The sequence below is a fragment of the Amycolatopsis sp. NPDC003865 genome (genome assembly GCF_053605345.1).
The window spans coordinates 86447-98343 of record NZ_JBSGJA010000023.1 but is presented as its reverse complement, the minus strand read 5'-3'; the positions used below and the strand labels follow the sequence as shown (position 1 = coordinate 98343).

11 protein-coding genes are annotated in these 11897 nt (G+C 69.9%); 4 read left to right on the top strand and 7 right to left on the bottom strand.

Annotation, left to right across the window (positions count from 1 at the left end; genetic code table 11):
• Window positions 1-56: 56 nt before the first annotated feature.
• On the bottom strand, window positions 57-713 hold the full coding sequence (locus tag ACWEVP_RS40135) for a response regulator (protein WP_452067806.1): 657 nt from the start codon (window positions 711-713) through the stop codon (window positions 57-59).
• A gap of 35 nt (window positions 714-748) precedes the next feature.
• Here ACWEVP_RS40135 and ACWEVP_RS40130 point away from each other — a divergent pair, with 35 nt between their 5' ends.
• Window positions 749-1423 carry a hypothetical protein gene (locus ACWEVP_RS40130; RefSeq protein ID WP_452067805.1) on the top strand — a complete coding sequence of 225 codons (675 nt, stop codon included), beginning with the start codon at window positions 749-751 and terminating at the stop codon, window positions 1421-1423.
• Window positions 1424-1466: 43 nt separating this feature from the next.
• Here the strand turns inward: ACWEVP_RS40130 and ACWEVP_RS40125 are convergent, their stop codons facing one another.
• The 3 genes from ACWEVP_RS40125 to ACWEVP_RS40115 all read right to left on the bottom strand — a co-directional run bounded on the left by ACWEVP_RS40125 (window position 1467) and on the right by ACWEVP_RS40115 (window position 3494).
• Window positions 1467-2123 (bottom strand): polysaccharide deacetylase family protein, encoded by a 657-nt coding sequence (locus tag ACWEVP_RS40125; protein ID WP_452067804.1) that lies wholly within the window; start codon window positions 2121-2123, stop codon window positions 1467-1469.
• Window positions 2124-2127: 4 nt separating this feature from the next.
• A complete protein-coding gene (locus tag ACWEVP_RS40120; RefSeq protein ID WP_452067803.1) occupies window positions 2128-2787 on the bottom strand; it encodes a glycoside hydrolase family 11 protein in 660 nt (219 codons plus the stop codon).
• 104 nt (window positions 2788-2891) lie between these two features.
• Complete coding sequence (locus ACWEVP_RS40115; RefSeq protein WP_452067802.1) at window positions 2892-3494, bottom strand: hypothetical protein; 603 nt, start codon at window positions 3492-3494, stop codon at window positions 2892-2894.
• Window positions 3495-3740: 246 nt separating this feature from the next.
• On the opposite strand from ACWEVP_RS40115, the gene ACWEVP_RS40110 reads away from it, so the two are divergent.
• Together ACWEVP_RS40110 and ACWEVP_RS40105 are read left to right on the top strand one after the other, a co-directional pair.
• Window positions 3741-4601, top strand: coding sequence for a helix-turn-helix domain-containing protein (locus ACWEVP_RS40110; RefSeq protein WP_452067801.1), 861 nt, complete (start codon window positions 3741-3743; stop codon window positions 4599-4601).
• A complete protein-coding gene (locus ACWEVP_RS40105) occupies window positions 4531-4833 on the top strand; it encodes a DUF397 domain-containing protein (RefSeq protein ID WP_452067800.1) in 303 nt (100 codons plus the stop codon). The genes ACWEVP_RS40110 and ACWEVP_RS40105 overlap by 71 nt, the downstream gene beginning before the upstream one ends.
• Window positions 4834-4871: 38 nt before the next feature.
• On the opposite strand, the gene ACWEVP_RS40100 is transcribed toward ACWEVP_RS40105, so the two are convergent.
• Window positions 4872-5528, bottom strand: coding sequence for a hypothetical protein (locus tag ACWEVP_RS40100; protein ID WP_452067799.1), 657 nt, complete (start codon window positions 5526-5528; stop codon window positions 4872-4874).
• Between the two features lie 148 nt (window positions 5529-5676).
• On the opposite strand from ACWEVP_RS40100, the gene ACWEVP_RS40095 reads away from it, so the two are divergent.
• Entirely contained in the window at window positions 5677-8535 is a 2859-nt protein-coding gene (locus ACWEVP_RS40095; RefSeq protein WP_452067798.1) for a BTAD domain-containing putative transcriptional regulator, read from the top strand.
• A gap of 11 nt (window positions 8536-8546) precedes the next feature.
• On the opposite strand, the gene ACWEVP_RS40090 is transcribed toward ACWEVP_RS40095, so the two are convergent.
• Together ACWEVP_RS40090 and ACWEVP_RS40085 are read right to left on the bottom strand one after the other, a co-directional pair.
• Entirely contained in the window at window positions 8547-11075 is a 2529-nt protein-coding gene (locus tag ACWEVP_RS40090) for an ABC transporter permease (RefSeq protein WP_452067847.1), read from the bottom strand.
• Window positions 11076-11077: 2 nt separating this feature from the next.
• The gene (locus ACWEVP_RS40085; RefSeq protein WP_452067797.1) at window positions 11078-11812 is read right to left on the bottom strand and encodes an ABC transporter ATP-binding protein; all 735 of its coding nucleotides are present in this window, start codon (window positions 11810-11812) and stop codon (window positions 11078-11080) included.
• Between the last annotated feature and the right edge of the window lie 85 nt (window positions 11813-11897).

The window sequence follows — 11897 nt, the reverse complement described above, 5'->3', positions numbered from 1 at the left end:
TGAAATGTCCGGGTTAAGCCGGTCTCTTACGAGGAGTTAACCGAGCGCTTGTCTGTCTACTGTGGACGCTGCCGGTGCAGGCCGTGCCGCTCGGCGTAGCGCAGCGCCTCGACGCGGTTGCGCACGCCGATCTTGGCGAAGGCGTTGTTGATGTGCGTCTTGACGGTGGCCTCGCCGATGAACAGCTCGGCGGCGATCTTCGCGTTGCTCAGCCCGGCGGCGATCAAGCCGAGGACTTCGCCCTCCCGCGCGGTGAGGCCGTCCGGCAGTGCTTCCGTGCGCGCCTTCACCCCGGACAGGGCACCGGCGACCTGACCGGAGACGTCCGCGCCGAAGGTGAGCTGCCCGGCGACGACGGCCCGCAGCGCGGCGCCGATCTCGTGCCGTCCGGCGTCTTTGGTCAGGTAGCCCTTCGCGCCCGCGGCGAGCGCCCCGGCGATGGACTCGTCGTCGGAGTAGGTGGTGAGCACGAGGACGGCGACGCCGGGGTGCTCGCGCGTGAGCCGTCCGGTCGCCTCGACCCCGCTCAGGACGGGCATGTTCAGGTCCATCAGCACGACGTCGAGGGAACCGAGTTCGCCGGCCAGCTGGAGCGCCTGCTCGCCGTTCGCGGCCGAGCCGACGACGTCGACGTCGACGAGCAGGTCCAGCAGCGCGACAAGGCCTTCGCGCACGGCCTGCTGGTCGTCCACCACCAGCACCGCGATCGTCATGATCGGCAGTCTGCCGCATGCGGGAGGATGACCGGGTGCAGATCCCCGAAAGAGTCAGGACCCACTGGTGGCGCGGCGCGCTCGTGGTGGCGGCGGTGGTCGTGGCCTGCTTCTCGGTGAGCCCGTTCGCCGGGCTGTTCGGCGTGGTCCCGATGCTGGTCTGGGCCGGGCTGGCGCCGTCGCGGCGGTCCGGGTTGATCGTCGGCGCGGTGCTGCTGGCGCTGCTGGCGTGGTTCGTGGTGCCGGGCGCGCTGGGGTTCGCCGGGCGCTGGGTGCCGGCGCCGATCGAGGTGTACTGGCTGCACACGACCATCGCGGCGGTGGTGTGCGCGATCGGCGCCCGGCGCGGGGTCGTCCCGCTGTTCTTGCTGGTCATCGCCGGGTTCGTCGTCACCGGCGGCGCGCTCTTCGCCGCTTACGAGTCCCCGCCCGGCGACGAAGGAGTGGCGCCCGGTCCAGCCGAGCTGCGGATCACCCGGGACTTCAACTGCGGTTCGCACAACTGCTGGGGCGTCCTCGAGGCCACCGGCGACCACGCCCCCGAGGTGCTTCGCGACTACGTCACGGCCCGCAACTTCACGCCGGCAGCGTCGATCGCCAACGCCCCGCGGTTCTGCCGGCACACCGGGCTCGTCGTGGACCACGAGGTCTGCGTGGAGGTCCGGCCGCTCGGGCCGGACGCGGCACGGCTGGAGTGGTACGTGGACTGAGGAAGGTGGCGCGGCGGGTCCGGAGCCGCCGCGCCACCGGGTCTCAGCCCGGCGCGACGGCGCGGCCGGTCTGCGGCGAGATCATGCCGGCGCACAGGCCGCGGCTCGCCAGGTTCTGCGCGATCCGCGGGATGGCCGCCCGGGTGTTGGCGGCCCACTCGTGCATGAGGATGACCTGCCCGTTGCCGAGGCGGCCGTTGGCCGCGACGATGGCGTCGACACTGGCGCCGTTCCAGTCCTGCGAGTCGACGTCCCAGATGATCTGCCGCAGGCCGTACTTGGCTTCGACGGCCTGCAGCGTGGAGTTGGTTTCCCCGTAGGGCGGCCGGAAGAGCTTCGGCGTGCCGCCACCGGCCGCCGAGATCGCCTGCTGGGTACGGGAAACCTCGGAGTCCATCTGGGACTGGTTCAGCTGAGTCATGTGCGGGTGGGTGTAGCTGTGGTTGCCGACCCACATGCCGGCGCTCACTTGTGCCCGCACCTGCCCCGGATAGGCGGCGGCGTACTGGCCCTCGTTGAACATGGTCGCGCGCAGGCCGTTCTGCTGCAGGGCACTCAGCAGCGCGGGGGTGTTCGAGTTCGAGGGACCGTCATCGAAGGTGAGGCCGACGTAGCCGTTGCAGGCGGCGGCCTGCGCGGTCGCCGGGTCGACAGCGCTGGTCACGGCCAGCAGCGCCGCAGCGAGGATTGCTTTGCGCATCGCGTCAGCCCACCGAGATGTTGGAGTTGCCGCTGCTCTGGTAGCCCTCGGTGGCGAGGATCATGTAGTAGTTGAAGCTGCCCATCCGCATGCCGTAGCGGCCCCAGGCGTCGAAGTGGTTCCCGGTGGTGATGGTCCCGCCGGTCTTCTTCTGCTGCCGCACGGACCAGTACTGGTTGAAGGTCTTGGTCCCTTCGACCGACGGCGCGTTGTAGCGGGTGGTCTGGTAGATGTCGTAGGTGCCACCATCGCTGGTGACGGTGCCCTTGTAGGTGCCGGTGGGCCGGTAGGTGCCCCAGTTGTCGACGATGTAGTACTCGACGAGCGGGTTCGAGGTCCAGCCGTAGAGGGCGAGGTAGCCGTTGCCGGAGGGGTTGAAGCTCCCGGAGTAGTTCACGGTCCGCCGGCTGCCGTTGCTCCACCCCTTGCCACCGACGAAGTTCCCGACGTTGCTCCAGTTCATCCGGTAGTTGCCCCCGGAACCAAGGGTCATCTGCACGGAACCGCCACCATCGGTCCAGAAGGAGTAGTAGTAGCCCCCGTTGTTCCCGGTTTGACTGGTGGTGATGACGGTATCGGCGCGGGCGGTCCCGGGCAGGAAGGTGGCGACCAGCGCAAGGGCGGCCCCACCGGCGAAAACCCTGAAGCGGTTCTTGGTGAGCATGCTTCCTCCTCATCGAGGCCTGGCGATGGGGAAAGCATGTGATCGGGATGGGTGGTGGGACAATGACTTTCGGAAAGTTTCGCCAGTACGGCAGGGGTTGTCCGTCAGCCGGCGCGGCGTCGTCGTGACGGGGTGATGAGCCGGATCCAGGCTTTCCCGGCGGTGGTGCCGACGGGGCGGTAGAAGTGAGCGAAGCTGCGCTCGCTGTGCCGGATGACTTCATCGAAGAAGTAGTCCGACGCTGCAACGGCGAGGACCGCTTCGCTTTCCCTGAGCATTCCCTTCAGCTCGACGACATCGACCAGCTGCTGAGCGTGGAGAATGGAAGAGCCGATGACGCCGTGGTCGTCATAGGAGACTTCCCCGGCGTGCAAGGCGAGCCTCAGGCGGATCTGTTCGGGGCTCCGGTGAGCCTTGTTGTGGGCGGCGAGTTCATCGGCGAGGACGGGGACGAGAAGGTCACCGAAGAGGGCTTTGGAGATGCTGGCGGGAGCGAGGGCGAGAACGCCGTCCCCGAGATCTTCGTGCCGGCAGCCGGCCCAGGGAATCCCCGCCTCGAAGAAAGCGCGCTCAAGTGACCGGTACATCCCGCGCCGGATCCTGATCTTGTTCGGGTTGGTCCGGCTGTAGCGCCCGAACCCTTCGACGTCGACCACGACGATCGTGCAGTGGGCAGTGTTGAGACCGAGGCTGCCGTGCCAGTCCACGTCGCGGGTGCGCGGTCTCGGCGGAACCACGCCAACCCCACCTGGGAACACCTCGGACCGTAGGCGAGCTCGGCGAGGCCGTCCACTCAGGCGTGTCCTGGACTCCGACATGGCTGCATTTCATCCATTTGGGGGTACGTCGCGGTTGCTTGCGGTGCCGCTTTCAGGTTAGATGACCGCGGTGTCACCTACCGCGTACACCGACACATCGTTCGGTTACCGTAACCACGCGGGAAGGATGCCTGGATGACAACGTTGTCACCTGTCGTAGCGTCTTGGGAGCTCGCGCTGCGCCTGAAACGACAGCGAGAACGGTTAGGAATTGAAGTCAGGGCAATTACTGACACACTTGGTTTTTCGCGTAACTATTGGTCCGCTATCGAGAACGAACGCAAGATCCTATCCCCGGAAGCACTCGCGCGAGTAATCGACTTGTTCGAGTTCGACGACGAGGAGAAGGCCGAACTCTTGGCGTTGCGCACGGCTGCCAAGGCACGGGGTTGGTGGTCGAGCTACACGGCCCTTTTCGATTCCGACGTCCAACGGCTTTTCGGCTTGGAACATGGGGCCAGCAGCATCCGCGACTACGAAAGCCTGCTCATTCCCGGCCTCCTTCAGACGGCTGATTATATCCGCGCGATAATGATGCCCGCCGTCACGCTGCCGCAGGTTGAGGTCGACCAGCGCGTCGAAGCACGGTTGCGTCGACAGGCGCGGCTCACCGACTCGAACGATCCGTTCAAGTTGACGGCCCTTATCAGCGAAGCTGCCCTACGTCAGCAGATTGGCGGACGCCAGGTACTCAAGCAGCAGCTCGTGCACTTGGCGGAGCAAATCGAGCGTCATCCGGAAAAACTCGACGTCCGCGTCATCCCGTTCACCGCCACCGCATGCGGGCTCTTCGGAGCCGCCACGGTACACCTCATCGACTTCGGGAACCCCCGGCTCCCCACTCTGGCCTGGCAAGAGACGGTTACCGCCTGGGGCGTCATTGACGATAAAGACCAGATCCGGGACCTCGCCACCACATACAAAGATGCCTACGAAGGCGCCCTGCCGCGGGACAGGACCCTGCACCTGGTCCGCGACCACATCCGAGAACTCTAAGAAAGAAACCCCAGTGACTGTAGAGTCTTTATCTTCTTCCGCATCCCGTCGGGACGGATGGTTCAAGAGCAGCTACTCGAACGCGGGCGGGAGCTGTGTCGAAGCTCGGCTAACCTCTGATGTCGCCCTTGTGCGCGATACCAAAGATCAACGGCCGGATCAGCCGTTCATCGAGTTCTCGGCCACAGCATGGACGTCTTTCCTCAACCTGGTCGCCCCGGAGGGTATTTGACGCTCGACTGGTGAGGTGAGGGGCGATGCAGGGGCCCCTCACCCCGAAGCGCATTGATCCTGTTCATCCGAGCCGACCAACCGGATCCACGCCCGCGCCGTGGTTTCCTTCTCCCGGACGAACACCGGCTCGAACAACTCCGGACAGCTCAACGGGCTGTGCCGGATGATTTCCTCGTGGAACCACCTCGAAGCGATCACCGCGAGATCCCCGCCCGAGCAAGCCGAACTCTCCCTCAGCACAGCGGAATTCAGCAACCGAAACGCGTGCACAATCGCCGATCCCGTCGACCCATGCATGTCGTAAGTGACCTCTCCCGCGTGGAGCACCAGGCGAAGCCCGAGTTGCTCCGGCGGCCGGTGGCAGCGGTTGTGTTCGGCCAATGACTTCGTGAGTGCCGCGGGGGCCAGTTCGCTGAACACCGCCTTCGGGTATTCCGCCGGCGCCAGCACGAGCACCCCGTCACCCAGGTCCGCGTGGTCGCAGTCGTTCCAGCGCACGCCGCTCTCGGCCAGGGCCTGCTGGAACACCCGGTACAACCCCGCCCGCAGCGCCAACCGGTGCAGGTTGGTGCGCTCGGGCGCCGAAAACCCGTCGATGCCCACCGCCAGAATGGTGCGGTGCACCGGGTCCGCGACCGGTTCCAACGGCAGCACCGACCCCCAAAGCCGCTGCCACACATCCGTCCACGACATGCCAGCGATCGTGAACCGCGCCGGTTGACACTTCGCTTACCAATCGGTGGACAAATTCTTGACAGCCCCTTGACCTGCACTGAATCCCGCGCGCCGCCGGGTTACCGTGCTCGACAGGAAGTCCCTGCCGACCCAACCACAAGGTGCGATGCAGTTCCGGATCCTGGGGCACGTCGAACTCCTGCTCGGCGACCGGGAGGTCGCGCTCGGGCGGGCGAAGGAACGGTCGCTCCTGGGCGTGCTCATGCTCAACCACGGCAAAGTTGTCGCCGTACGAACCGTCACCGAAGCCCTCTGGGACGATCCCCCCGATCACGCCCGGAAAGATCTGCACGCCTACGTCAGCCGGCTCCGCGCTTCCCTGCGTGACGCCGGTGTCTCCGCGAAGATCCTCACCCAGCGCGCCGGGTATCAATTCCTGCCCGAGGACGATGATCTCGACTACGCCCGCTTCAAAACGCTGTTCAAGAACGGTGAGCAGGCAAGGGAAGCCGGCCGGTTCGACGTTGCCGCCGCCGCGCTGCGGGAAGCCATGGACCTCTGGCGGGGGCCCGTCGTCGAAGATCTCGGGACCGTCTGGATGGAGCAGAAACGGGAGGACATCGACCGCTACGAACGCGTCGCCGGCTACCAGGCCCTGTGCGCCGTCGAGCTCGAACGCCGGAACTACCGCGGCGTGCTGCGGATCCTCGACGAGGCCATGGTCGACCACGAGCTGGACACCCAGTACATCGCCCAGCGCATCACCGCCCTGAACGGGCTCGGGCACTACGAAGCCTTCGACGCCTATTGGAAGCAGGTGTACGACCGGTTCGCGCGCTCGTTCGGGACCGGCCCCGGCCAGGAACTGCAGGACCTGCACCAGCAGCTGCTGCAGTCGCGCGACTCCCCCGCACCCGCCGATCGGCACCGCACCCGGGCGGCCCTGCGCGCCCTGCCGCCCGCGCAGCTGCCCTCGCCGGTCAGCCAGTTCGTCGACCGCGCCGACGACGTCGACCGGCTCGACGACCTCTACATGCGCTCCCGGGTCGGAGGGCCGCCCGCGACCCTCATCGTCGCCCTCACCGGGCCCGCCGGGGTCGGCAAGACCGAACTGGGACTGCACTGGGCGCACGCCGTCCGCGAGCGCTTTCCGCACGGCCAGCTGCACGCCGACCTCGGCGGCTACGGCAGCGGCCCGCCCCGCGACTCCGCCGACGTGCTGGCCGAGTTCCTCGACGCGCTCGGCGTCGCCGCGGCCGCGATCCCCGCCGGCCCGAGCGCGCGCGTCCGGATGCTGCGGACCCTGCTCCACGACCACCGCGTGCTCGTCTTCCTCGACAACGCCCGGAACTCCGGTCAGGTCGTGGATCTGCTGCCGGGCAGCGCGCACTCCGTGGTCGTCGTGACGAGCCGGCACCGGCTCAGCGACCTCGTCACCCACCACGGCGCCTTCCGGCTGGAGGTGCGGCCGTTCTCCGAAGCCGAAATCGAACGACTGCTCGGCAGCCTGCTGCGCGACACCCCGGCCGAACCACCCGACCCGGCGGCGGTGCTGGCCCTGACCGGCGGCGCCCCGCAGGCCGTCCGCACCCTCGCCGAGCTCCTGCCCGGCACCGGCGGCCTGCCGAGCCCGGCGGAGCTCCTGCTGGCCGGCGAACTGGCGTCCGGCACGATCTTGACGTCGGTGCTGTGGTCCTACCACGCTCTCGGCGCACCGGCCGCGCGCCTCTTCCGCTCACTCGCGCCGCACGTCTCGCCCGGCCTCGCGCTGGAGGCGATCTTCGCCCTGGACGGGACCGACGAGGAAGCCACCCGCGGCGCGCTGACCGAACTGGGGTCGTTGTACCTGATCAGCCGGGAGGACGGCCGCTACCGGATGGACGCCCTCACCCGCGAGGCCGGGGAACGGCTCGCGCGCGCCCACGACTCGCAAGAGGATCGCCGCGATGCCGAGGCGCGGCTCCTCGACTGGTACATCGCCCGCGTCACCGACGCGGCCGAAGCCCTGGCGCCGGCGCTGCGGCGCACCGCGGAACTGCCGGCCGGCCGCCTGCCGGATTTCGCGGCCGCGGAAGCATTCCTGGCCGGTGAAGAGGCGAGCCTGTGCGCCGCGGTCCGCCGCGCGGCGAGCGGCAACCTGCCGCGGGCGGTGACACTGCTGCGGCTCGTGCGGCCCCACCTCGCCTTCGACGGCGCGGGATCCGACTGGCACGAAGCCGTCGAGACGGTTTTGCTGGCCGCCCGGGAAGCTCACGACCTCGACGCCGAAGGGCAGGCGTGGGCCACGCTGGCGCGGATCCACGACGATCCGGACAAGATCGCGGGAGCGCTGGCGCTGGCGAACACGATCTTCGGCAACACCGGCAACGGCCGGGACCGGTCCGAAGTCCTGCTCCTGCTCGCCCGCCACGAGGAAGCGGCCGGCGACCGGGCGCTGTCGCACCTGCGGGAGGCCCTTGACATCCAGCACAGCCTCAACGACCCCGGCCAGTGCGCCGCCGCGCACGGCGACCTCGGCACGCACCTGCGCCGGCAGGGCGAGCTGGACGAAGCAGAAACCCATCTGTCCCAGGCGAAAGCGCTCTACGCCGAGCTGCGCGACCACCGGCGGCACGCCGCGATGGCCCTGGAGCTCGGCCTGCTCAACCGCCGCGCCGGCCGGACGACGGAGGCGATCCGGCAGCTCACCGAGGCAGTGGAGCTGCACGAGCGCCACCCGGCCGGCCACGAGCAGACGCTCACGGCGCTGGTCGAACTGAGCGAAGCCGCCTGCGACGCCGAGGAACACGGCGATGTCCTGCTGTACGCCCGGAAGGCACTCGGTATCGCCCGCGCCGACCACGTCCACGTGGTCCGCGCGCTGGTCGCACTGGTGCGTTCCCTGGCGGCGACCGGGCGGCAGGTCGAGGCGTGGAACGAGTCCCGCCAGACGATCGCCCTCGTGGCCGACGTCGACGACCCGGTCCGGGGCCACGTCCGCGAGCAGTTCACGAAGCTCGGGCTGTGGCCGCCGGACCGGGATTGACCGCCGCGTACCTACTCCCGCAGCCCGATGGCGTCGATCGGCCGGGCCCGCAGCGCCACGAACGTCGACAGTCCCATCGCCAAGAACCCCAGCGCCGCCGCCCCGCCGATGATTCCGAAGTAGACCGACCACGGCCCCGACGGCACCGGGGTTCCCCGCAACCCCACGTTCAGCAACCCCAACGGCACCACCGCGACAACCGTCCCGACGACCACCGCGATCCCCACCGTCGCCAGCGCCTCGAGGCGCATCATGCGGGTCACCTGACGCCGGGTCGTCCCCACCAGCCGAAGCAACGCGAACTCCCGCGACCGCTGGGCCGTCGTCAGCACCAGCGTGTTGGCCACCGAAATCGCCAGGTACCCGACGATCACCCCCGCCGCCACCAGGTTCAGGTAGAACTGCGCCTGCCGGTCGCCACCTTGCGACGACGCGGACGACGAGGCCGAGGGAGCCACCGTCAACCCCGGGTACGGCAGCGAACGCAACGCCGTGGCCACCGCCGCGGGATCGGCGTCCGGCGAGCGGCGGACCAGCACCGAGTCGTCCAGCCGGCCGCCGTTGTGCAAGCGTGCCAGCGAAACCGGGAGCACGAAGTCGCCGAACGCCTTGTCGTGCGTGTACGTCGCCACCAAACGCAGCTTCGCCGGGACGCCGTCGCCGAAGTAGAACGTCACCTCGTCGCCGATCTTCTTGTCCTGCCAGTCGGCCTCCGCCCGGCTCAGCGCCACCGTGTCACCCGTCAGATCGGCGAGCCGCCCGGAGTCGACGCCCAGTTCCAGCACCCCCTGAGAAGGACCGAGCCCCTGCGCCGGTGTCCGCTGGACCTCCGTGCTGTCGCCGACCTTCGACACCGTCAGCACCGATGTGCGCACCACCGGCGTCGCCGTGGCCACTCCCGGCAGCCTCGCCGCCGCGGCGGCGACCTCGGGCGAGACCCCCGCCGGGCCGCTCAGCACGTAGTCGGCGGTGGTCGACGCCTCGGTCTCCGAAGCCGCGGCCGCCGTGGCGGACGTGGGGCCGTAGAACATCGCCAGCGCGAACGCGATCGCCAGCATCAACGGCGTCACCGCCGCGGCCAGCCGGCGGGTGCCCGCCGAAGCGTTCGCCCCGGCCAAGTAGCCGCTGATCCGCCACACCCGCGCCAGCACCGGGCTCAGGAACCGCACCGCCAGCCCGGTCACCTGCGGCCCCACCACCGCCAGCCCGACCACGATCACCAGCGTCGACATCGACGACACCGCCGTCGCCACGTCGCCGCGCAGGAACAGCGGCACCAGCGCGCCGCCGATGCCCGCCAGCACCAGGCTCCAGCCGGTGATCGCTCGGCCGCGGCCGAGCTCACGGCGTTCGACCGCCGCCTCGCCGAGCGCCTCGACCGGCTTGATCGACGACGGCCGCCGCGACGCCGCCCACGCCGCCAGCCGGGCCGCGCCGAGTCCCAGCAGCACCGCGGCCAGCGACGGCAGCGGGCTGATCGCCAGCCCGAAGTCGGCCGGGATCACGCCGATCGCGGCGAACGCGTCGCGCAGCCCGGACGCCACCACCAGGCCCAGCGCGCCACCCAGGACGCCGGCGACGAGCGCGACGATCGTCGTCTCGGTGCCGATCAACTTGCGGATCTGGCGCGGGGTGGCGGCGACCGCGCGCAGCAGCGCGAACTCCCGGCGCCGCTGGTTGATCGTCAACGCGAGCGTGCTCGCCACCACGAACACCGCCACGAGCAGCGCGAACCCGCCGAACGAGCCGGCGATGGCGAGCAGCAGCGTCCGGGTCTGGCTGACGTCGAGGAACTCGATCGTGCTGCGCTCGACGCCGGTGGTGACTTCCGCGCCGACGGCCACCGCGCCGATCCGCCCGGCCAGCGCCTCCGGGTCGACGCCGGGTTCGGCGAGGACGCCGATCGCGTGCGCCTGGCCGGGGCGGGCGGCCAGTTCCGCGGCCCGCGAAGGCGTGAAGAACAGCGCCGACTGCCGCGAAAGGGCGTTGACGATCCCGCTCACGCGGAACACGGCCGGCACCGACCGGGTCATGATCCGCACCTGCCCGTCGACGCCGACGCCGGCCTGCCGCGCCAGCTCGGCGTCGAGCACGACCTCGTCCGGGGCCCCGGGCGCCCGGCCCGCGCTCAGCCGGAACGGCGCCAGCACGGCCGCGTCCCAGTTGTGGCCCAGCGACTGCGGGCCGCCGATGACCTCGCCGGAGGCCGTGACGACCTGCGCCGGGAAGCTCTGCTCCGCCACCGCCGACCGCACGCCGGGCACCGAAGCGATCCGCCCGGCCAGCGAGTCAGGCACCGACGGCTGCTCGCCGACCTGCTCGAACGTCAGCGCGTCGGCGCCCGGTGGCCGCACGGTCTGGGCCCCGCCGACGACGACGGCCGCGGCGGCGTAGCGCTGGGTGGGGACGCCGGCCCGCAGGCCGGACTCCATGAGGACCCCGCAGCCCGCGACCAGCGCGGTGCCGCAGAGGATCGCGACGAAGGCGCCGGTGAACCCACCGAGCCTGGTGCGGATGGTCTGCCACGCGAGGGTCAGCACGCTCACCACTCCCCGAGGTGCGTCATGCGCTCCGCCACCCGCTCGGGGGTGGGGTGCGGCAGGTGCCCGGCCAGCTTGCCGTCGGCCAGGAAGAGCACACCGTGCGCGGCCGAGGCGGCGACCGGGTCGTGGGTCACCATCAGGACGGTCTGCCCCATCCCGTCGACGACGGCCCGCAGCAGGTCGAGGACCTGCCGCGCGGTGCGGGTGTCGAGCGCGCCGGTCGGCTCGTCGGCCAGCACGACGTCGGGCCGGGCGATGAGCGCCCGGGCGATCGCGACGCGCTGCTGCTGCCCGCCGGACAGCTCCGCCGGCCGGTGCTCCAGCCGCTTGGCCATCCCGACGCCTTCGACGATTTCCCGCAGCCACTGCGGGTCGGGCTTCGCGCCGGCCAGCCGCATCGGCAGCGTGATGTTCTGCAGCACGTTCAGCGAAGGCAGCAGGTTGTAGGCCTGGAAGACGAACCCGACGCGGGTGCGCCGCAGCCGCGTCAGCTCGTTTTCCTTCAGCCGCCCGATCTCGGTGCCGCCGAGCACCACCTTCCCCGACGTCGGGCGGTCCAGCCCGGCCGCGCAGTGCAGGAAGGTGCTCTTGCCCGAGCCCGACGGGCCCACCACCGCGGTGAACGTCCCCCGCGGCACGCCCGCCGTCACGCCGTCGAGCGCGGTGACGGCGCCGTCGCCGGAGCCGTACACCTTCCGCACCCCGGCCAGTTCCAGCGCGTTCCCTGTGGTCATTTCCGATCCCCTTCGTTCTCTCGCAAGAAAACTAGGGCCGCGACCAGCGGCGATCGATCCCGTGGAGAGGTGGATCGGGGGTAGC

Coding starts and splice junctions, on each gene's coding strand:
- ACWEVP_RS40135 (WP_452067806.1), bottom strand. CDS start 713: ATGACGATCGCGGTGCTGGTGGTGGACGACCAGCAGGCCGTGCGCGAA.
- ACWEVP_RS40125 (WP_452067804.1), bottom strand. CDS start 2,123: ATGCGCAAAGCAATCCTCGCTGCGGCGCTGCTGGCCGTGACCAGCGCT.
- ACWEVP_RS40120 (WP_452067803.1), bottom strand. CDS start 2,787: ATGCTCACCAAGAACCGCTTCAGGGTTTTCGCCGGTGGGGCCGCCCTT.
- ACWEVP_RS40110 (WP_452067801.1), top strand. CDS start 3,741: ATGACAACGTTGTCACCTGTCGTAGCGTCTTGGGAGCTCGCGCTGCGC.
- ACWEVP_RS40105 (WP_452067800.1), top strand. CDS start 4,531: ATGCCTACGAAGGCGCCCTGCCGCGGGACAGGACCCTGCACCTGGTCC.
- ACWEVP_RS40100 (WP_452067799.1), bottom strand. CDS start 5,528: ATGTCGTGGACGGATGTGTGGCAGCGGCTTTGGGGGTCGGTGCTGCCG.
- ACWEVP_RS40095 (WP_452067798.1), top strand. CDS start 5,677: ATGCAGTTCCGGATCCTGGGGCACGTCGAACTCCTGCTCGGCGACCGG.
- ACWEVP_RS40085 (WP_452067797.1), bottom strand. CDS start 11,812: ATGACCACAGGGAACGCGCTGGAACTGGCCGGGGTGCGGAAGGTGTAC.